The organism is Terrimonas ginsenosidimutans (assembly GCF_022012415.1).
Classification (GTDB): domain Bacteria; phylum Bacteroidota; class Bacteroidia; order Chitinophagales; family Chitinophagaceae; genus Terrimonas_A; species Terrimonas_A ginsenosidimutans.
Genome location: NZ_JAKLTR010000003.1, coordinates 429784 through 452393, shown reverse-complemented (window position 1 = coordinate 452393; position 22610 = coordinate 429784). Strand labels below are relative to the sequence as shown.

The following is a 22610-nucleotide window of genomic DNA, read 5'->3' as shown; positions in this document are numbered from 1 at the left end:
AATAAAAAGATCAGATGTTTTTTACCAGATATAGGTTGCCACCGCACCAGGATTTAACTCCGCAACAAATTGCTTGTCGTTAGATGAGATAGAAAATTTTGTCGCCTCCTTCCCTTTGTTCATTACAATCAATACCGTTTTTTTATCCGGCGTACGGAAAGCGACGTTGGGCAAACTGTCCATCGTATTTGAACCGATCCGCACAGAGCCCGGCCGCACATATTTTGCGGCATGTGCGATGATATACCATGCGGGATTTTTCTTCACGTTGTCTTTATCGATCGTAATAGCGCCGAGACAGCGATCACAACCGCCGCGATCAGTATGCGGCTGCCACTGCGGATCAGACGCAAGGTTCCATTCAATTACGGTACGTGACCAGTTACGGCTCGCGCCAATGATCAGTTTGCTGATATGCTCTCCAATATCACGCTTCATATTTCCCGGAGCGCCAACCCATTGTTCTGTGAAATAAAGATGCCGGTCAGGATGTGCGTCATGCACTTTCGACATAGCATCGATGGTTCCGCCGTAAAGATGAAAGGCAGAACCATCAATGTACTTCTTCGCTTCAGGATCATTCAATATAGAGATAGGATATTCAGGTTTATCGCAGTTGTGATCATACACAATGATCTTTGTTTTGATGCTGGCCTTTTTAAAGGCAGGACCAAGATGATTCTTTACAAATTCTGCCGTCTCGGGAGCAAGCATTAGCAAACTTGGATTATTGCCGGGATGCAAAGGTTCATTCTGCACTGTGATCGCATCGATCACGATTCCTTCCTTCTTCATATCCTGTACATATCTTACGAAGTAACGTGCATAGGCAGCATAATACTCCGGCTTCAGGCTTCCACCTCGCGTATCGCCGTTTGTTTTCATCCAGACGGGTGGAGACCATGGCGAACCCATGATCTTGATCTTCGGATTGATCTTAAGAATTTCCTTCATTACGGGGATCACATCCTTTCTGTCCTCGCCCAGATCGAACTTCTTCATCAGCGTATCGATCTCCCCTGTCGGCAGATCATTATAAGAAAACACTTTTTCATTCAGATCTGAGGCGCCAATACTCAGACGGATATAACTTGTTCCGATCTCATTCCCTTTCACGCCGAACAGTTCCCGCAGCAATGCAGCTCTTGCAGTTGCACTCATCCGGATGATGTGCATCGCGCTTCCGCCTGTCAGTGCATATCCAAATCCATCGATCGACTGATAAGTCTCCCTTTCGTTCACAGCGATGACAGGAAGATCAGATCCGGTTTTATCAAACTGGAATGATTGAGATTGTTTTTGAAAAAGCTTATTCTGGTCAACATCGGTCAACCAAACTTCGGCTTGTTGGGCGTGTACACCGGCTGAAACAACCAGGCATACAGCAAGTATAGTATGTTTGATAATATTTTTCATAAAAGCAATTCGTTTCTATGCTGGTTATTTAATGATCAACGTGGATATTGAATGGGGCAGGCTTTCCGTTTCCGCCGCTTCTCCATTGACCCAGAGTTTATAATTCAGCTTCTCGTCTGACTGATTCATTACGATCACAGCTATACTTCCGTCAGTGTTTTGAAATGCAGTGGTCTGCAATTTGGTTCTGCTGGAAGATGCGCCGATCCTTTTCGCACCGGGGCGGATATATTTGGAAAAATGGCCGAGATAATAATAGGCGTTCGTATAGATCAATTTTCCATTTTTCGTATCCGCGTGAATGGGTGCGAAACAGAAGTTGCCTACATGGTTCGGGCCGCCATGTTCATCAAGAAGAATATTCCAGTCGGTCCAGGCAACTGTTCCATTATTAAAGTCATTGATCATTGAATAGCCATAACGTTCGCCAAGCGACCAGTTATTTACGCTATCGATATGAAATTTCTCTTTGCAACCTTCGGTAAAGATGAGGTTCTTATCCGGGAATGCCTGGTTCACTAAACGAAGATTGTCAAATTGCATAGGACCACCGGTCCATGTCTCATACCAGTGAAAACCGATTCCCCAAAGGTATTTGGCAGCTTCTTTATCATTCAGGATCACGCTGGCTCGTTGATAAAGCAGGTCGCGGTTATGATCCCATGCGATCAGTTTTTTACTCCTGAGGCCTTGCTTCTGCAATGTTGGTCCGAGAAAGTTTTTGATAAAGTCACGCTCTTCCTCAGCCGTGAATATGCAGGACTCCCAGCGTTGCTTTGCCATTGGTTCATTCTGAACAGTCAGTCCCCAAACCGGAATGCCCAATGCCTCATATGTCTTAATGAACTTAACGTAATAATTAGCCCATGTTTGCTGAAACTCTGCCTTCAGTTTGCCGCCCTGCAGCATGCTGTTATTGTCTTTCATCCAGGCGGGTGGACTCCAGGGGCTGACATACAGCGGCAATTTGCCGCCGGCTGCAGCAATGGCCTGTTTAATAAAAGGAATGCGGTACTGTTCATCATGCGCAACACTGAAGCTGGACAATTCCTTATCATTATCCTTTACATATGTATAGCTACCGCTGGAGAAATCGCAACTATGAATGGACGTTCGTGCAAGAGTATAGCCGATGCCTTTTTGCGGATCGAAATAGGCCGTTAGCAGTTCCTGCTGTTTGTCTTTTGGCAGGAGAGCAAAGGTTTCGGCTGAGGCGTCTGTAAGTGCAGCCCCAATGCCGGTAAAGGTCTGGAACTTATTGGCCGGGTCAACAAAAATGCAGGGTTCCGTCTCCAGGGGCTGCTTATGGGTTTTGAAGGACAACGTGCCTCTTGCAGACAGACGGAGATCACTACCGGCGGCCGTGGTGATCACCGACACCGATTTCGACTGCCCAATAGCCGCGGAGAGAAATGCAATAAAAGATAAAGAACAGATGATTCTTTTCATACAGAGCAACTGTTTGTTTTTACGGTCTGATTGAATAAATGCGTTAACTGATAACGCCCGTAAAAAATGAAAGCAGAAGGTATATGTCCCCCGGTTTAAACGGGGAACGCTATCAGCGATGGACGGCTTTTTTGCTACTCACAGGAATATCTTTACTGGCATGGCGGACCTCCACCTTACAGTACCTGTTTTCTGAGCTGAGCTGATCCATGGCCTTTGCTGCTTCCGGTCAAGCGGGCGTCAAATTATTGAGTTTTTCGGGAAAAAAATTTCCTTTTCAAGAAAACGATTTCGAAAATCCAGGCTGTGCCGTATAAAAAGCGAAGCCGGTTTTCTGATAATTTGCCCTATCATCGCTGCTGAACCAAACTGTCACTGCCTTTTGTATAGACCGGTATAAATACCAGAATATACCAAACGAAGAGATCTTTTGGCGAAGTCCGTTACATTGAAGCATTGTGTTACACATACTTTAGTAGTAAAAAAATGACCGGACAGCTTGCGCTGACGTGCTTTCTTGCTAAAACTGCTGGCGTTCAATTTACTGCCGTTGCCTGCTTTTCCTCATTTTTCAGCTACTTCATCACTACGTCAGTCATAGATTTTAATGCATCTCTAAAGCACATGAAATTGTTTTACCATACATTACTCTTGCTGGCTCTCGGCACCGGCATGCGCGCACATGGGCAAATGGCCGCTTCCCGGTTCAACGTTCTTGTGCTGGCAGAAAACGGCGGACACCATGTACGGTTCTCAGCCGCCGCCGGCAAATGGCTGGACCAGTTAGCCACAGATAGCAGCTTTTCTGTGACCTATATCAACAACACAGATTCCATTACCGGGGCTTTTTTAAGCCGGTTCCGGTTGTTCATTCAGCTGGATTACCCGCCTTATAACTGGACACCTGAAGCTGCCGCAGGATTTACAGATTATATAGAAACTGGCAAAGGCGGATGGATCGGACTTCACCACGCTACCCTGCTTGGAGAATTTGACGGCTTCAAACTCTGGGATTGGTTCTGGAAGTTTATGGGAAGGGTTCGTTTTAAAAGTTATATCCCTGATTTCGCTGACGGCACTGTACGGGTTGAAGACAGTACTCATCCGGTTATGAAAGGGCTTCCCAAAGCTTTCAGGATAGAAAAAGAAGAGTGGTATACTTATGACCGAAGTCCGAGAGCCCATGCCCGGGTGCTGGCAAACGTTGATGAATCAAGTTATCACCCGGATTCGGACAGGAAAATGGGTGATCATCCGGTCATTTGGAGCAATGAAAAAATGAAAGCGCGGAATATCTACATTTTCATGGGCCATTCTCCGGATCTTTTTCAAAACCCTATTTATGTACGGCTTTTCAGGAATGCGATCTTCTGGGCTGCCGGAAGCTCCGCAAAAAACCAATAACGTTTGCTATGATCAAAAACATTTTGATATTGAGCTATATGATCGTCCTGGGTCAGTCATCCGGTGCACAAACTCCGGTTGCGGAAATTTCTGTGAACCAGGTGGCTTATGATACCCGCGCACCAAAGATTGCTGTGGTGAGTGTATCCAAACGCATCGATGGGCTGAAGTTCCAGGTCCTCGATCTTTCAAAGAAAAAGATAGCGGAAGCCCGGCTGTATCCCGTCACGGGAACTATCGACTGGGCGCCTGCAAAGGTTTATTACCAGGGCGAATTCACTTCGTTGCAGCAACCCGGAGAGTATATCACAGCGGTGATCTCAGGAAAAGACACCAGCTTTTCTGCACCGTTCACCATAGCGGACAATGCTCTTTCCCGGCTTACCCTTCCGTCCATTATTCATTATTATAACAAACAACGGGCAAACACATCACAGGAACAGGAGGCGGACAAACAGGTGCTCCTTTACGGGAGCAAAGAAACAGTGGATATACGCGGCGGCTGGTGTGACGCATCCGGTGATATCAGTAAATATTTTTCGCACCTCGCGTACACAAATTACATGCTGCCCCAGCAAACCCCGCTTGTTACCTGGTCAATGATCAACGCCAGGGAAAAAATGGAATCCCTGCTGAACGAACTGGGCAGCAAACCTGCACTTGAATCAGAAGCATTGTGGGGGGCTGATTATCTCATGCGGTCTCTTTCTTCAAAAGGTTTTTTCTACATGACGGTCTTCAGTTATTTCAAACCGGATCCGAAGGAAAGACGGATCGTCGGGTTGTTAGCAAACAGCGTCACCACATCAGACTATCAATGCGCATTCAGAGAAGGTGCCGGTATGGCCATCGCTGCACTTGCGCGTATCTCCCGGTGGAATAAGGAGGGCGAATTCTCATCCGCTCAATATCTTGACGCAGCGCGCAGAGCTTTTGCTCATCTGCAGGAGAACAATCTTCGCTATACCGATGATGGAAAAGAAAACATACTGGACGACTATTGTGCACTGATGGCTGCTACGGAACTTTGGATCGCGACAGGAGAAAATACCTATCGTGGTGAAGCAAGAAAACGGGCCGGAAATCTTTGCAAACGAATTTCACCTGCAGGATACTTCATTGCAAACGATAATGGCCGGCCTTTCTGGCACGCCTCAGACGCAGGAATGCCTGTTATCGCATTAAGCCGCTATTTACAAAAGGAAGAAGAAATGGGATTCCGGGAACAAGCCATTCAAACGATCAGGAAGTTTCTGAACTATCAATTGAAAATAACGAATATCGAAAACAATGCTTTCGGCTACGCGAGGCAAACATTTATTTACAACAAAAAGATCACGGAAGGTTTTTTTATACCACACGAGAACGAGTCAGGCTGGTGGTGGCAGGGAGAGAATGCGAGACTGGCGTCACTGGCAACAGCAGCAATGGCAGGAGGAAAGCTCGCGTTCAGGGATGACGAAGTAACACAGGAACAGCTTCGCAAATTCAGCTGGCGGCAACTATCCTGGATCCTCGGCTGCAACCCCTATAACATGTGCTTTATGTATGGGTTCGGAAAGAACAATGTTCCCTATATGGCGTCCATGTTTGGTCATGGGTCTGAGAAAGGCGGGATCTCCAATGGCATCACTGGCAAAGACGGAGCGCCCGATGGATCAGGGATCGATTTTAAAAAAGAAGCCGGGGGAAATGAATGGCGATGGACCGAACAATGGATCCCCCATGCTGCATGGTTTTTGCAGGCACTGACCGCATTGAACGATTAGATCATTACACTAATATTGTCTTATGGTAAACATATCAAAGCTTTTTCTTTTATTCAGCATTCTACTGATATCCTGCGGAACAAATAAAGTAACCAATCAAAATGTCGCAGCGAAACGATATGCTGTGATCGGTTATGTGGCAGGATATAAAGGGTTGATCAAACCGGAATCGATAGACGTTGCGAAGCTGACACATATCAACTATGCATTCGTTGATATAAAAGATAACCGGGCCTGGCTGCATCATGAAAAAACAGATACAACAAACTTCCGCTTATTGAATCAACTAAAAAAGATCAATAATGGTTTACGGATCATGATCTCCATCGGCGGTTGGTCATGGAGCAAGAATTTTTCTGATGCAGTATTGACCGACACTTCCCGCAACGCATTTGCCTCGAGTGCCGCCGCGATCATTCATCAGCATAAATTAGATGGAGTAGATATAGATTGGGAATATCCGAACATGCGTGGCGACGGGAACGTATTCAGACCGGAAGACAAACAGAACTATACATTGATGTTTGCAGCACTCCGGCATGCTTTAGACAGCATCACATCCATTACCGGTCAGCGATATCAGCTCACTACCGCAGTAGGCGGCTTTGCCGGATTCATTCAACAAACCGAAATGGCAAAAGCGCAGGAATACCTTGATTATGTTAACCTGATGACATACGATTATAGCTGGGGATTGGCCGGTCATCATACCAATCTTTTTGCGTCAACCGGAAATCCGAATGAGAATTCCGCAGACAAAGCTGTCAGAGATTTTATGGCGGCAGGTGTGCCCGCCTCTAAACTCGTCGTTGGCATGGCATTTTATGGAAGAGCCGGCATCGTGGAAAGTACAAAAGAAAATGGGTTGAACCAGAAGATCGTCAGCCCTGCAAAAGCCGGTGGTTTCACTTTCTTAAAAGACAGTGTGATCGGCATGAACGGATTCGTACGGCACTGGGATGATAAAGCGAAAGCACCCTATCTGTTCAATGAAAATACCAGGCACTTCATCTCTTATGATGACGAAGAATCGATAAAACTGAAATGCAACTATGTTGATCAAAACCATTTAGGCGGTGTCATGTTCTGGGAATATTCTTCCGACCCGAAAGAATACTTATTGAAAGTAGTGAATGAGGCGCTCAAAGGGAAATAACAGCATCATGGACTGCATAGATAAAAAACAAACGGGATTAGTCCGGCATCTTACCGTCTTACCCGTAAGTACGGTAAGATGTCATTTATAGTTTTAGCCACAAGTTATGACTGTCCAGCGTTAAACACCGCTGAATACAGTAAACCCTCCGTCAATCACCACGGTAGAACCGATGACGAAAGAAGACTCTTCACTCAGTAACCATGTGAGTGCGGAGTTCAATTCCTTTGGTTCACCGAATCTTCCAAGCGGGGTATTATTGATAACGTCATTCCCTCTTTTAGTAAATGTCCCGTCTGAATTGGTCAATAATGAACGGTTTTGCTCCGTCAGAAAAAATCCGGGGACTATGGCATTCATCCTGATCTGTCCCTGGTGCCTTTTTGCAAGTTCAACGGCAAACCATTTTGTGTAGTTTTCAATGGCAGCTTTCGCGAGACTGTAACCGAGTACTTTTGTTAATACCGTTTTCGCCGATACAGACGAGATGTTGACGATCGCACCAGCCTTACTTGTTTCCGCGATCGCTTTTCCGAAGATCTGCACAGGCAGTAAAGTACCAAAGAGATTCAGGTTCATCACCTGTTGCAGGGCAGACATATCCAGAGAGAACAGGTCTTCTTCCGGTTGTACAACAGCTCCTGGCATATTTCCTCCGGCTGCATTTACCAGTCCGTCTATTCTCCCGAATTGATCTATGATCACTTTTTTTGCCTCAAGCAATTGGTTTTCCTGCAATACATCAGCGCTGAGGCCGATCGCGACTCCTCCTTCACTGGTAATTTCGGCAGCTCTTGCTTTCGCTGTTTCTCCGTTCCGGCCGATTATTACGACAGATGCGCCAGCTGCGGCCAGTGCCTTATTCATACTATAACCAAGGATCCCTGTTCCTCCTGTGACCACGATCACCTTCCCTTCTAATACCCGTGAAGCCGTCATTCGTTATTGATTTACTTAAAAATGAGGGATAAAGGTTGACGGTTTTTCTGATAAAAACAAGCTTTAACGTGATGGTCGGGCAGACGATCTACGGAAACGATTTCACACAATGCCCCTCCGGTGCGTTATCTGTCCGCCGAAACGTTAGCCAGGACGGACTCCGGCCCGGCACCAGCCCCTTCCCCAAAAATCCTTAACTTCCCTTCCATAATTTTCAACCATGCCAACAACTGACAAACAAAAAACATCCTCCTTCCTTTTATTCCCATGGGGCCTACTTTCTATCATACTGATCCTGGCTCTGAACCTTTCGCTAAGCGATAGCTGGTTCCGTGATAACTGGAGCTGGATCACGCTTGTATTAATTATCCCCGCGGCGATTTTTGAGAACTTTAAGGTTGGTTATTCCACGATGAAGATCATGTTCAGAAAAGTGATCTATTCCCTTCTATCCTTTCTTCTTGTAGGTATGGCATTTGGCGCCGCACTCGCCGGATGGCAATTGGAAAGATTCCAGAATATCACCAATATAGACAAGGTAAAATTACCGTGGTATGTATTGCTGGCATTGGTAGTGATGTTGCTGATCCAGATCGCGCAATTGTTCAGCATGCTGAAAGCTGTAAAAAGGGAGTTTATGCAACTGGACGGAGATCAGTGACAAGATCCTTTATTTTCTACCGGCTTTCGAGACCTGGATCATTCATCCTTGTCTATCGATAAGCAGCTCAAACAATCACTATCCTTATATTCTCCGTCAGTTTGATCCTCAAGACTTTTTAGAATCTATACAGAGAAAGGGATGCCCCGAACAGAGGTACGGGGAACTACAAACCGACTATTCGTCCGGGTCAGGCGACTAAATAAAAAGAGGCTGCCTCAAAGTTTGAGACAGCCTCTTTTTATTTTAAGGTCGACTACTAATTAGTTAGTATCCCACCACAGTCTGGTGTTCAAATCATCTTTACCTTGAGCAGCTACGGCAGCATCGTAAGCCGCCTTGTTAATGTTCGGCTCGCTGGTTGCATAAGCTTGTCTGACAGGAATACCACCAAGGTTAGCAGTTGCAGGAGCTGGAGTAAGAACAGGGAAACCTGTGCGTCTCCAGTCATTCCAGGCAGCGTTACCATTAAGGTAGTTGTGAACCCATTTTTCTGTGATGATCTGCTTAACTGCATTGGCAGCGTCATAAGGAACTTGTGCCATATAAGCGTTGTAATCAGTTGCATTGTAAACACCGTTCATCTCCCATGATGCTCTGATTGCATTCGCATAAGCTGTAGCAGCAGAAGCATCACCACCAGATATATAGCCGATTTTATACGCTTCAGCCATCATGAAAAGCACCTGAGGATAGTTATACAACCTTGCAGGAGAAGTCATTTGTCTGAAAGGGTCCCCAATACGGCTATAAGTACCAGGAATGTTTACAGCACCGGCAACACCGTAAGGCAGGCCTACGTATGATCCGCTCAAAGATTCTGCATAAGCAGTAATACGACGGTCGTTTTTAGGCAACATGTAATCAGTCAATGTTTTGCTGATCGCATAGTCGTTACGTGCACTTACAGTGTAGTTGCTGTACCATGGGTTATAAAAGGTTGTAGCAGCACTGTTATAAGCCCATGTCATGTTGTCGGCATTGCTTTGGATAGTTGCAGCAGCATCTGCGATAGCAGCAGCAAACTCCGTTTTACCTCTGGTAGGATCAACATTGGAAATACGCAGTGCCATGTCCATCCGGAGAGTGTTGGCAAACTTTTTCCACCTGAGCATATTACCAGCGAACATCAGATCACCCTGAACACCTACAGCAGATGTGTTGATCATTGCTACAGCTTCAGTAAGTTTTTTGAAGAGATCATCATAAACCGCTTGCTGCAGATCGTATGCAGGAGCCAGGTTAGTAATGTCTAACGACTGAGAATAAGGGATCGCACCGAACCTGTCAGTCAACCAGTTATAATACTGGCATGAAAGAATCGTTGCTACGGCTTTCTGATTAGCAAGATCACCCCCGCCTGCAGTTTCAGGTGCTGATGCGTCAACAAATTTCAGGATTTGCTTAAGATCATAAAGCGGTCCCGTATAAGTTGCGCCCCAGTCGAAGTTAACCGTGTTATACCATGAAGCTCCCGGGTATGGACCTTCAGAGAGATATTGTGCGTAAAAATTTGCAGTGTTATTACCGAAGAAAATTCCTGGAATGCTTAACTGTGCATTCGCGAGCAACATCCTTGTTCTTAATTCAGTTGGCGAAGGGTTTGCAGGGTTGATGTTCATATCCCCGAAATCCTTTTTGCAAGAAGACAGGCTGGCTGTAAAAAGCAGCGCCATCAGAACTTTGCTATTTAAAAATTTCTTGATCATAATTACAGGATAATTAATAATTGTAAATCAATTTGCTTCACTTATTCACTTAATTAAAAGTTGAATTTCACATTGAAACCGAACTGGCGTGTTTGGCTCAACTGACCAGACTCACTCCAGGAGCCTTCCAGCTCAGAAGGATCAACACCAGCAGCTTTTGCAGGTGCGGAAATCAGCCATGGGTTTGTTACGAACAATGCCAGATAGATATTCTTAGCCTTGATTGCCTGAGCAACTGATTTAGGGAAAGTGTAACCAAGACGAATATCACGGATCTTGATATAATCAGCATCAAACAGATAATTCTCTGTATTTCTTTGCATGTTAGTGTAGAACTGAGTACGGGCAGGAACATATACAGTTCTTGCATTACCGTTACCGTCGCTGCCTTCAACTTTGTAACCACCGCCGATAGATGGATAATCTCTCCAGGAGAAGCCTTTATCATTTATACCAATAGTTTCAGGAGAAAGACCCGCACCCATATTGTAATACTTGGTCAAAGAGAAAATCTTGCCGCCTTTTTGATAATCAAGGCTAACAGCCAGATCGAGGAATTTGTAACGGAAAGTATTTACAAAACCACCAGTCCAATCAGGAAGAATGTTGTAAGGCAACTCTACGTTCGTATTCATCTGAACTACACCGTTAGCATTGATGATAGGGAGGCCATTTTTCGGATCGATCTGGTAAGTACGACCATATAAAGTACCCCACTCTTTACCCTCGACGTGATAAACTACCGCACCACCATTAGAACCGTATGTAAGCTGTTTAACCTGGTCTGTAATTTTTACGATTTTATTGCTTGTAGTTGCCCAGTTAAATGCCGCATCCCAGCTGAAATCCTTTTTAGATGCAAGATTAGCCGTAACAGAAACCTCTAAGCCTTTATTTGTGATCTCCCCTGCATTGATCAGGACGCTGCTGAATCCAGTCGCACTTGGTATATTAACCGAAAGGATCTTATTGATATTCTTATTGTAATAATACGTCACATCCAATCCGATCTTGTTTTTCAGGAACTTCAACTCTGTACCAACTTCATAAGTAGTCTGCAAAGCCGGCTCAACAGGAGCATCCTGGTTGGAGTTTCCATAAGAAACAGTAGGAATTCCATTGAATGGAGTACCTGCGGACAGTTGAGTCGCTGTCTGAGCAAAGTCAATGTCTTCACCCACTTGCGCGATACTGGCCCGCACTTTACCAAAAGAAAGCCAGTTGCTCACAGATGAGGTTTTAAGCAGATCGGTAAATACAAAGCTCAAGCTTCCCGAACCGTATAAAAACTTATTATCCATTGGGAAAAGTGTAGATGATACATCCTGACGGATTGATCCATCCAGGAACAGGTAATTCTTATACCCGAAAGTAGCCCGCGCATAATGGCTCCATACTTCCCTTCTTGAGAAGGAGTTAGAGACACTGGCTGGTTGAAGTGAAGCCCTGATGTTAAAGAAGTTTGGTACAGAAAGACCGCCTACAGTATTTGTGCTCATCGCACGGTTGGTGTTCCGGCGGATATTCATACCAGCCATCGCATCCACGGTAAAGTCCTGACTAAACTTCGTTTTATACAGGAAGTTGGTTTCATAGTTCATTTCAGAATTCTGGGTTTGACCAACGCCATAGTAGGGTTGTTCAAGACCGCCATTAGCAATACGGCTGTCAGATGTACTGTTTAAAGAGTAACGACGCGCGAACGCATTCCATTTAAGACCTTTGAACAGATCAACCATTACGCCCACATTGGCAGTAAGGCGCTGAGCTTGCGAAGTCTGATAGTTATACTGCGCAACATACCATGGGTTATCCCAGTATTGCGGAGTAGTAAGTGCAACGGTATTATTCAAACTGTTCGCCGTGTTTGGATCACCGATGTTCCATGTAGTGATACGTCCATCAGGAGCGAAAATATAGTCGCGCATGCCCTTGATATCTAATTGACGCTGGAACCATTGGTTGAAGCCCTGCGTGATGTTCAGTCCGTCATTACGATAACCTTCAAAAGGCTGACCATTGCGATCATCATACGCGTACTGGATATCCGTCATAAACGATACCTTTTTGCTTACGTCGAAGGTTCCACTGAAACCCAACTGGTGCAACATACGTTTAGAATTAATCTGGATCAGAGAACGATCCTGGTTCTGATAAGACAACCTGGTAGTATAACCATTGCCACTGCTGGTCAATGCAACATTTGTTGAGAAAGTCTTACCTGTCTGGAAGAAGTCACGCACGTTGTTCGGATGGGCGTTCATTGTGCTTAACTGACCGAACTGATCCATTCCCTGATACCAGCTGATCGCTTCACGATATTGAGAAGTTCCGTCGATACGCGGTCCCCAGCTTTCATCAGCTCCATATTCCAGGATTTTCTGACCATTCCATGAAGCCCATGAAGCAGGATGTCTGGCAGCATTGTAACGGAAAGTATACCAACCGTCACTGGTAAAGTTTGTAGCAGGTGCCACAGTTGTAGAACTATAACCTCCCGCATATTCATTCTGATAATCTGGTATCAAACCAAGTTTTTCCAGAGCAAGGCCAGTCTTGAATTCGACAGAGGTACCACCACCTTTCTTTCCTTTTTTTGAGGTAAGCATCACAACACCATTAGAAGCACGAAGGCCATAAAGTGCCGTTGCAGCGCCACCTTTAAGAACAGACACGTCTTCGATATTATCCATGTTAACAACGGTGATATCAGATATTACCGTACCGTCCAGTACATAAAGAGCGTCGTCCATACCAAATCCTTTTGGACCTCTGATCAATACGCCCGCATTGTCGAATGTAGAAGAAGGAGAGCCAAGCAGTTTAACACCGGCAACTTTACCCGCAAGAGCGCTATTTACGTCAACGCCATTACCGAAAGTCAGGTTATCACCGCTAACGCTTTGCGTAGAATAACCCAGCACCTTTTTCTCCCGTTTAACGCCAAGGGCAGTTACTACAACTTCATCAAGCGTTCCGGTTTTCTTCACATTAATTGCAAGTGTATTACCCGCAATTACAGAAGCCTCAGTGATTTCGATACCTGCAGCAGAAACGGAAAGAACATCTCCGTTCTTTGCTGTGATCTTATAGAAACCATTTTCATCGGCAGTAACACCGGTCTTTGTCCCCTTAATCATTACTGATGCAAACGGGATGGGGGATCCTGTTTCATCCTTAACCTGACCCGTGATTGTCCGGGTTTGTGCGAATGCTGCAGCAGTTAGCAGCACCAGCAACACAAGCAGTGATGCAAGTTTTCTCATGTTAAAGTTTTGGGTTCGTTCAATGCCCTCCGGAAAATAATTAGTCTATCAGCCCGCCGGAGTTCAGGCCAAAAAAGTATAGATACGCTCTCGCGTACAAAGCTTATTTGTTAATCACATGGCAATAAAACGGAGGAAACAGTTCAACTGTGCATAGGGGGATACTGCAGATATAGCTGATCAAAAAGATAGCTAACCCATTGCTTTTTCAGAGCTGTTGAACAAAATACTTCCTTAACCTTGGCCGGTTTTAAGAGAAAACCGGTGTAATAATAGCGTTTCAGTGGATGGTTGGAGCAACCAAGATATTAATAAATACTTAACAAAAAATTTTTTTTCGAACAGGAATTCCATTTTCAATAAAAAACAAATACAAGAAATTGAAAGTCATACTTAAATAAAAAATATCAATTATCAAATTACATAATACAGACCAACTTTGTATCTTCCTGCGTAAATTTAGAAATATCATTATAATTATAAATTATTTACAGGCAAAAAGCAAAAATTACATCCATAATAGAAATCTAACTCACCTTAGAATAATATATAATATTAATGAATTTGCCGGGGGGAGTCAAAAAAAATTCGTGCCAGAATTAACTCGCGCTGTTAAACAAAACCATTTTCCTGTAATTAATCATGACCAAACTGCTATTATCCACCTTGTTTTTCTTCAAATTATCTGCCGCATGCGCACAGGATAATTTGAAGAGAACGGCAGACCCTGTTTTCCTGCCAGATTCATTTTATATAACCTTCAGGGAGCATCTCCCGTTATTTAATGGCCGATTATTCATCGGCTACTCCCCCTCTACTGGAGGCCATCCATTTTATCCAAAAAATAACTGGGTACCTGCTGTTATTAAATATGATGGAGTCTGGTATAACGCGCAAGCGATGTACGATGTTTGCAATAAAGACCTTGTTGTTCAACACTCGGACAGCACATCCCCTTTCATTGTCCTCCCGGAAAGACTCGAACAATTCACGCTTGACCATCGCAACTTCGTCCATCTTGATCAAACAACAGATCCCAGGCTTACTCCGGGATTCTATGAAGTGGTAACTGAAGGCGCTTTTACATTTATTGCAAAAAGAGAAAAGATCATTGAAGAGGAAATCGTAGACAGAACGATCGAACGAGAATTTGTTGTCACAGACATGTTCTTTGTCAGGAAAGACAACAAATTCTTTCGGATAAAAAAGAAAAGTGATCTTTTAGCTATTATAAAAGATAAAAAAACAGCCATACTAAAAAGCATCAGGGAAAAGCAAATCGATATCAGAAAAAATCTTGAAGAAGCGATAATAGTCGCTGCAGGCTTCTACAAATAGATCCAGTAATGCTCAATAAAAAAATACTTCCGGCTCTAGGCAGCTTGCTGATTATTAGCCAGGCGGCTAATACGCAGGAAAAAGGGGTTACTATCACCGCAAAATATGACAGCCTTCCCCGAAAAGAACTGCTTCTCCAACTGGAAAAAAAAACCGGCTTCTTCTTTTATTTTGACTCGGGGCGACTAGACACCAGCAAGATCAGTTTTCAGGCGAATGATGAGGCCCTTGAAATTGTGCTGAACAAGCTGATGGACGGCACTGCATCTACCTTTGCCATCGACTATCCAAACAAAAAAGTTTATATCACGCAACAAATCAAAATCCAAACGACACTACCGCGTGGATTTTATGCCGATGGCGATAATATCGCTGCAGGCAATACGACTGCAGACAGCAGTAAGATGCTTTATAACCATCGCGTATCCAAAACAGAACAAAAACTGCGCTTCGAGGTTGGCAGTGGTAATAATGGAGGCAAACCCGTTGCGCTGATACAGGGCATTATCCGCAACGGAAGAACGGGAGAGCCAATGAGCAACGTGTCCATTCTGATAGATAATCGTTACTCAACAACCTCCAATCAATATGGAGAGTATTCTGTGAGCCTGCCAACCGGTGACTACCCGCTGAGTGTTGTGGGTATTGGAATACGTGAACTTACCGCAGAGATCACCGTTCACTCAGATGGCAAGCTCAATATTGACGTTCAGCAGCAGGTGCCCACATTACGCGAAGTGATCGTTTCTGCCCGGAAGACAAGTAATATCCGCAGTACAAGTATGGGGACGGCCAAGCTGGACATTACCAGCATCAAACGAATTCCGGCTCTATTTGGCGAAACAGATATCCTGAGAGCCATTACGACGCTACCAGGCGTAAAAACAGTTGGTGAAGCCAGCACCGGCTTTAACGTCCGCGGAGGATCTACTGACCAGAACCTGATATTATATAACGAAGGAACGATCTATAACCCCTCGCATTTCTTTGGAATGTTCTCCGCATTCAACCCGGAAGTGGTTAAAGACGTCGAACTCTTTAAGGGAACGATCCCCGCAAAATACGGAGGCCGTCTTGCATCTGTACTCAACGTAAACAACCGCGAAGGAAATAAGAAAAACATCACCGGGTCCGCAGGCATTGGCGCCATTACAAGCAGACTGCAGGTAGAAGGCCCGCTTGATAAAAACAAAACCTCTTTTATCGCTGGCGGCAGGACAACATATGCTAACTGGCTGATCGGGCTTCTGCCCGCAGAATATGAAAAAAGCCGTGCATCATTCTATGATATCAATCTTGGGATCAGTCACAGGATAGACAGCTCCAACAATCTTTATTTCTCCGGCTATCTGAGCAACGACAAGTTTTCCCTGAATAATGACACAACTTATAAATACACCAATCGTAACTTTTCACTTAAGTGGAAACGTACATTAACAAAAAGACTGCAGGGGGAACTGATCGCTGGATATGATCATTATGAATTCGAAACGGCCAGTTTAAATAATGAGACAAATGCATATTCCCTTGCATTCAGAATAAGGCAAATGTTCACTAAATTGAACTTCACCTATTTTAAAAATGCACAGCACTCGTTCGATTTCGGCATAAGCTCGTTGCTTTACAAACTTGATCCCGGAAGCTATACACCCGGAAAAGCGGGATCGCTGGTAGTAACCGATATCGTTCAAACCGAACAGGCACTCGAAAATGCCGCCTACTTTACACATATTTACAGCCCAACACCAGACCTTTCTTTCAGTACGGGCCTGCGCTACTCTCTTTACTCTTTCCTCGGCCCCAAACAGGTCAACTACTATGCGCCGGGTGAACCGAAGAATGAGAACACGCTCACATCCACTGTTGATTACAAAAGCGGGAAATTCATCAAAACGTATGGCGGACCGGAGATCCGGTTCTCTACCCGGTATGCATTCAACCCGACCCTTTCTGTCAAAGCAGGCTTTAACTCGCAACGCCAATACATACATATGCTGTCTAACACAACAGCTATTTCGCCAACCGATATCTGGAAACTCAGCGACCCTAACGTAAAGCCGCAACGTGGAGAACAGGTATCAGTGGGATTATATAAAAATCTTAAATCTAACACCATTGAAACCTCAGTGGAATTCTACTACAAACGGATCCATGATTATCTTGATTACAAACCGGGTGCAAAACTTGTGTTGAATCATAGCATAGAAACTGATGTTATCAGCACAGAAGGAAAAGCCTATGGAGCCGAGCTGATGATCAGAAAAACAGTAGGCAAACTGACCGGATGGATCAGCTATACCTATTCAAGAGTCCTTCTTCGTTCAACAGCACAGGATCAGCAATGGCAGATCAACAACGGCAGGGAATATCCCGCAAACTATGATAAGCCACATGATGTAACACTTACCAGCTCCTTCAGGATCAATCACCGTTTGGGACTTTCTATGAACTCCACCTACAGCACAGGAAGACCGATCACTTACCCTATAGGAAGATTTTACTATGCCGGATCAGCACGTGTACTTTATTCAGACCGGAACCAGCACCGCATTCCTGATTACTTCAGAATGGACCTTTCTGTTAATATCGAAGGAAACCACAAAGTGAAAAAGCTGACTCATAATTCATGGACAGTCGGCTGTTATAATCTTCTTGGAAGAAAGAATCCTTACTCTGTATACTTTGTATCGGAAGATGGTTCAGTGAACGGATACAAATTATCCGTTTTCGGAAATATCATTCCATTTATCAACTATAACATCCGCTTCTAGCATGATAAAGAAACTATTTTTCGCAGCTTTACTGGTGGTATCCACACTGGTAGCGTGTAAAGAAAAATTTGACCCGCAACTGCCATCACCTGGCGTAGGATACCTCATCGTTGAGGGAAACCTTAATCCAGGAAATGATAGCACCGTGATCAGGCTGACACGCAGCTACAGTATGCAGGGCAGACCATTGCCACTGGCTGAAATGAACGCCACAGTAATAGTAGAGGGCACCGATGGCAGCACACAACCTTTATTGATGACGAGCGCAGGTTTTTATACAGCCCGCAGGCTTAACCTGTCTTTCACCCAACAATACAAGGTGCGCATTAAAACGGGAGATGGGAAAGAATACCTGTCGCAACTCATTACTCCTCTGACAACTCCGTCAATCGACAGTATTGGACTTAAACGGAATGAAAGCGGAGCGTCCTTTTACGTAAATTCAAAAGGAACCGAAAACCAATCAAAATACTATCGCTGGGACTATGATGAAACCTGGGAAATAAATTCTTACTATAATTCTTTGTTGATCTACCAGGAAAACGCGAACCTGGTACGGGATCGCCTGCCCGCTGAAATGGAGTTTCAATGCTGGAAATACGATACGTCTTCCACCATCCTTCTCGGCGCATCCACCGCCTTGTCGGCAAATGTGATCAATGAAAAAACACTTCTGACCATACCTAAGCTTGACGAAAGACTTGCCGTCAGACACAGCCTGATGCTGCGCCAATACAGCCTGAGCAAGGATGCATATAATTTCTACGAGTTGATGAAGAAAAATACGGAATCACTGGGAACACTGTTTGACCCTCAACCTTCCGAACTGAGAGGAAATATCAGCTGCATAAATGACAACAATGCGATCGTGATAGGATATATCACCGCATCTACGGTCAGCTCAAAGAGGATCTTCACTACCCTGCCAGACTGGATCTATCCGCAGATCTGCGAGTTGGATACCGTTCCACTTGATAGTATTCAGGACTTTTTTGTTGGCGGGGGGATGATCCCCGTGCTTACGGGATACACTCCCCGCGGCACAGTTGACTATTACCTCGCCTCTCCGGGTCCGTGTGTTGAATGCACCCGCAGAAGAGGAAACTTAGCAAGGCCTAACTTCTGGTAAGCTTTTATTTCTCTATAATTATACCGTTAAATCGCAATGACACAAAAGCCAACATCAGCAACAATAAGACGCACAATCACATTCCTGTTGATCATCGGTGCATGCATTGTTCTGCATCATTCGGCTTCCGGGCAGCAGCGCGGAGATAAGATCTATGTACACACTGATAAAGATGAATACCTGGCAGGAGAACTGATCTGGTTCAGGCTACACTTCGCAGACGCACTGTCGCTAAAAACACCTGGCGAAGAAACAACCGCCTACACAGAGCTGGTTGATGCCAAAGGCAAATCCGTGCTGCAGGGAAAGCTGCCAACTGGCCATAATGGCGGCGACGGCTCTTTCTATCTGCCTCCACAACTTCCTTCAGGAGCCTATACATTTGAAGCATACACAAGCCAGATCAAACAATCCGGCTCAAAATATTATTTCAGAAAAACTATCCGCATAATCAATACAATTTCCACAAGCAAAGTGATCCCTGTTGCACAAAAACAGGCCGTCGCATTTATCGGATTCTTTCCTGAAGGCGGAAATGTATTGGCGGACCAGCCTGCAAAATTCGGATTTTGTGTACTCGATCCTAACACCAAAAAAGGACTACAAGCCAGCGGGGTGATCACTGATGAAAAAAATGACACCCTGACCCACATCAGTACACTCCGCTTTGGATTGGGGCAATTCATATTCACTCCACGGAAGAATGTAAAGTACCACGCCTCCGTGATACTTGCAGACGGAACGGTGATCAAAAAAGAGTTCATACCGCAGATCACCGGAAACCCTTACGCTCTGTCTGTGAATGAACAGAATGGCAAGTTTGTGATCAAAAGCTACTTTAAGCCTGTCAGCCCGGGCATATCCACAAAAGCCTATCTTCTCTTTCATGCACAAAGCCAGTCAAAGCATCTTGCGGAGATCGACTTTAACAACGGCTTTCACGAGTATCAAATAGACAGAACAAAGCTTGGAGAAGGTGTTACCAGTATCACACTGCTTGATGCGAACAAACAGCCTGTTTGTGAACGATTAATATTCACCGCTCCAAAATCCGCAAGCAGCGCCCTCGGTATCACAACAAACAAAAACATATTTGGCAAGAGAGAAAATGTGCGTATAGAGACGGCGCTGATCAATACAACGGACACCACGCAAAACTTTAACGGTTCTTTGTCTGTTACCTGGAAGCCAGCTTCACAGAAAGACGAATCATCAGGTATTTATGAATACATGTGGCTGACTGCCGGCCTTAACGGAGTGGTAGAGGCTCCTTCATTTTATTTCTCCGAAGAAGCAAAACGAGAACCACAGTACCAGGAAAACCTTCTTCTCGTTCATGGATGGAGATATTTTGATCCTGCTGGGCCAAGCACAAAACCGGTCTTCGAATCTAAAGCCGAACTCAAAGGGCATACCATTACTGCACGTGTGATCGATAACTGGAACAATATGCCAAAACCCGGAGTATTGTGTGCATTATCAACGCCTTCATCACCGTTTGGATTTTATACGGCAACCAGCGACAAAAATGGGATCGTCCGGTTTATCGTTGAAAACTATTACGGTCCGGGAAGCATCGTAATCAAAGCACATAATTCATCGCCGTCATCATCCTGCAAATTCGAACTCGTCAATCCTTTTGGAGTGGTTGCTAATATAGATTCACTGTCTCCTGGCCTTGTATTAGATGAAGCAGACAGCACGTCGCTCATTGCACGCAGCATTGCCATGCAGGTGCGCAATACATTCCAGTTTGATCAACTGAATGAGTTCCAGATCCCTTCAAGGTCAGACACTTTCCCTTTCTTCGGAAAACCGGAATTCAGCTACCTGCTGGACGATTACACGCGTTTCTCCACAATAGAAGAAGTATTGAGAGAGTATGTCACATCCATAATGGTATCTCTAAAGGATAGTAAGCTTAAACTTAGCATTTTTGATGAAAAGACGAAAGCTTTCTATAGTGACGGAACACTTGTCTTATTAGATGGAGTACCGTTGAATGACGTGAACCAGATCTTCAACTATGATGCCTACAAAGTAAAAAAAATAGACGTCGTGCCAAGACGTTACCGGTATGGAGGAACGATCTACAATGGTATTGTAAGCTTTGAAACATACAAAGCTCAATTTGATGCGATAGAACTGGACCCATCAGCATTTACCGTGGACTACGAAGGGCTGCAACTGAAAAGGACTTTTCATTCTCCGGTTTATATGCCAGACGAGAAAGGTGATCCTCGGATACCTGACTACAGAACAACTTTACTATGGCAACCTTACCTGGAGCTAAAAAGTAATGGGATCGGTAAAATGATCGACAGCTATTCATCAGACTTCCCCGGCACATACGAGATAGTAATCAATGGGGCAACCACAGGCGGAGAACCATTACAAAAGGTCGTAAAATTCGAGGTAAAATAAGGCCGTAAACTGGCTATGGAAAAATTGTCTTTGCTGCTGCTTTCAGAAAAGGCCAGGTGGGCAAAGAAGAAGTGATCTTTAATTCATCTGCCAATGTACTTTCATTGTCCAAAAACCTTAACACACGGCGCGGATCATTCCTGCGAAAAAGTGTAGAGAAGATCTGTTTGCCCGGTAGTTGATCATGATAAAGAATGTGCAGTAATGTATTATCGTAAAACCTGAATCTCGATGGTGGTTTGGGAATGGAAGAAAGCGGGCGTTCATTGATCAACGCCTGAACGATCTGATCTGATTGCTTCTGAATAAACCTGAATGTATACCCGGTGGAAGCCTTCGTTTGTCCGCCAGCCGTTCCGATATTGTATATGCCGTCTTTATAAAAATGATGAATCCGATTGCTCATGGGAATGATCCCGAATTCCTGCTCCTTCACCAGGAAAGTGCTAATACCCAGGTATTCGTTGATATAACTCTTTAACCCTTCATCATACTGTTCATCCTTCAATAGTGCCGGAGTAAATAGTGTATACTCCACAAGCGCCGCATGTTCTGTAAATGGCAATACGTACACAAAGCTTGTCCCGTGTCGCTGATCAATCCGGAAATCCATCAGCGTTGCCTTACCCGGATCGAAAAAGGGTGTCTCCGTTTCTATCACCCAACCTTTAAAGTGCTGAAGCAGTACAATATCTTTTTTGGATCTCTTTTCTTTGAGCAGGGAATTGAACACGACCGGATCACCAAGATCCATTTCGCGGTCATCTATATGCAAGATCACTTTCCCGTTTCTGCGGGCAAGACCTTTCACTTCACCAAACAGCTTTTCAACCTGCGGGTGTCTTGCGATCTCACTGAAACAATACGCATAAAAATCGACCCCGCGGATCATTTTGTATTGATAGGGAGAGACATCCAGTGTAGCAGTAAACCCTTCACCAAAGAAATCAAGGTGTGACCATTCCCTGTATACCAGTTGTTCAAAAAAGCCAGGCTCCTGCTCCCAGAAACACCAGGTTCGGTCGTTGGTTTTCACCTGATCTTTATCTATAAGTAAAATTTTCTTGTCGGTAAATTTGCCACTTTTGAGCATCCGTAGAAGCAGGCTCAACCCGGCGCATCCTGCACCTGCAATTACGAAATCATATTTGGATTGAGTAGTCAATTACAAGGGGACGA

At 44.6% G+C, this 22610-nt stretch carries 14 protein-coding genes; 8 read left to right on the top strand and 6 right to left on the bottom strand.

The genetic code is table 11. The features are described from left to right. Positions 1 to 21 precede the first annotated feature (21 nt). Positions 22 to 1416: a glycoside hydrolase family 30 protein gene (locus LZZ85_RS06955; RefSeq protein WP_237870030.1), complete on the bottom strand. Its 1395-nt coding sequence runs from the start codon at positions 1414 to 1416 to the stop codon at positions 22 to 24. A gap of 24 nt (positions 1417 to 1440) precedes the next feature. Continuing rightward, complete coding sequence (locus LZZ85_RS06950; RefSeq protein WP_237870028.1) at positions 1441 to 2865, bottom strand: glycoside hydrolase family 30 protein; 1425 nt, start codon at positions 2863 to 2865, stop codon at positions 1441 to 1443. 624 nt (positions 2866 to 3489) lie between these two features. On the opposite strand from LZZ85_RS06950, the gene LZZ85_RS06945 reads away from it, so the two are divergent. From LZZ85_RS06945 to LZZ85_RS06935, 3 genes are read left to right on the top strand one after another with little or no spacing between them, the layout of a single operon-like run. Continuing rightward, positions 3490 to 4269 carry a ThuA domain-containing protein gene (locus LZZ85_RS06945; protein ID WP_237870026.1) on the top strand — a complete coding sequence of 260 codons (780 nt, stop codon included), beginning with the start codon at positions 3490 to 3492 and terminating at the stop codon, positions 4267 to 4269. 8 nt (positions 4270 to 4277) lie between these two features. Then, entirely contained in the window at positions 4278 to 6038 is a 1761-nt protein-coding gene (locus LZZ85_RS06940; protein ID WP_237870024.1) for a glycoside hydrolase family 9 protein, read from the top strand. Between the two features lie 22 nt (positions 6039 to 6060). Beyond that, positions 6061 to 7194 (top strand): glycoside hydrolase family 18 protein, encoded by a 1134-nt coding sequence (locus LZZ85_RS06935; RefSeq protein ID WP_237870022.1) that lies wholly within the window; start codon positions 6061 to 6063, stop codon positions 7192 to 7194. 120 nt (positions 7195 to 7314) lie between these two features. Here LZZ85_RS06935 and LZZ85_RS06930 read toward each other — a convergent pair whose 3' ends face one another. Next, complete coding sequence (locus LZZ85_RS06930; protein WP_237870020.1) at positions 7315 to 8133, bottom strand: SDR family oxidoreductase; 819 nt, start codon at positions 8131 to 8133, stop codon at positions 7315 to 7317. Positions 8134 to 8353: 220 nt separating this feature from the next. Here LZZ85_RS06930 and LZZ85_RS06925 point away from each other — a divergent pair, with 220 nt between their 5' ends. After that, positions 8354 to 8794, top strand: a complete 441-nt coding sequence (locus LZZ85_RS06925; RefSeq protein ID WP_237870018.1) for a hypothetical protein — start codon at positions 8354 to 8356, stop codon at positions 8792 to 8794. Between the two features lie 263 nt (positions 8795 to 9057). On the opposite strand, the gene LZZ85_RS06920 is transcribed toward LZZ85_RS06925, so the two are convergent. Further along, positions 9058 to 10503 carry a SusD/RagB family nutrient-binding outer membrane lipoprotein gene (locus LZZ85_RS06920; protein ID WP_237870016.1) on the bottom strand — a complete coding sequence of 482 codons (1446 nt, stop codon included), beginning with the start codon at positions 10501 to 10503 and terminating at the stop codon, positions 9058 to 9060. Positions 10504 to 10556: 53 nt separating this feature from the next. Then, positions 10557 to 13769: a SusC/RagA family TonB-linked outer membrane protein gene (locus tag LZZ85_RS06915; protein WP_237870014.1), complete on the bottom strand. Its 3213-nt coding sequence runs from the start codon at positions 13767 to 13769 to the stop codon at positions 10557 to 10559. Between the two features lie 642 nt (positions 13770 to 14411). On the opposite strand from LZZ85_RS06915, the gene LZZ85_RS06910 reads away from it, so the two are divergent. Genes LZZ85_RS06910 through LZZ85_RS06895 form a run of 4 tightly spaced genes read left to right on the top strand, consistent with a single transcriptional unit; the run spans position 14412 to position 21431 of the window. Further along, the gene (locus LZZ85_RS06910) at positions 14412 to 15107 is read left to right on the top strand and encodes a hypothetical protein (RefSeq protein ID WP_237870012.1); all 696 of its coding nucleotides are present in this window, start codon (positions 14412 to 14414) and stop codon (positions 15105 to 15107) included. A gap of 8 nt (positions 15108 to 15115) precedes the next feature. Further along, positions 15116 to 17878, top strand: a complete 2763-nt coding sequence (locus LZZ85_RS06905; protein WP_237870010.1) for a TonB-dependent receptor — start codon at positions 15116 to 15118, stop codon at positions 17876 to 17878. A gap of 1 nt (position 17879) precedes the next feature. Then, positions 17880 to 19007: a DUF4249 domain-containing protein gene (locus LZZ85_RS06900; protein WP_237870008.1), complete on the top strand. Its 1128-nt coding sequence runs from the start codon at positions 17880 to 17882 to the stop codon at positions 19005 to 19007. Between the two features lie 36 nt (positions 19008 to 19043). After that, complete coding sequence (locus tag LZZ85_RS06895; protein WP_237870006.1) at positions 19044 to 21431, top strand: hypothetical protein; 2388 nt, start codon at positions 19044 to 19046, stop codon at positions 21429 to 21431. 13 nt (positions 21432 to 21444) lie between these two features. On the opposite strand, the gene LZZ85_RS06890 is transcribed toward LZZ85_RS06895, so the two are convergent. Continuing rightward, positions 21445 to 22596 (bottom strand): lycopene cyclase family protein, encoded by a 1152-nt coding sequence (locus LZZ85_RS06890; RefSeq protein ID WP_255724008.1) that lies wholly within the window; start codon positions 22594 to 22596, stop codon positions 21445 to 21447. Positions 22597 to 22610 lie beyond the last annotated feature (14 nt).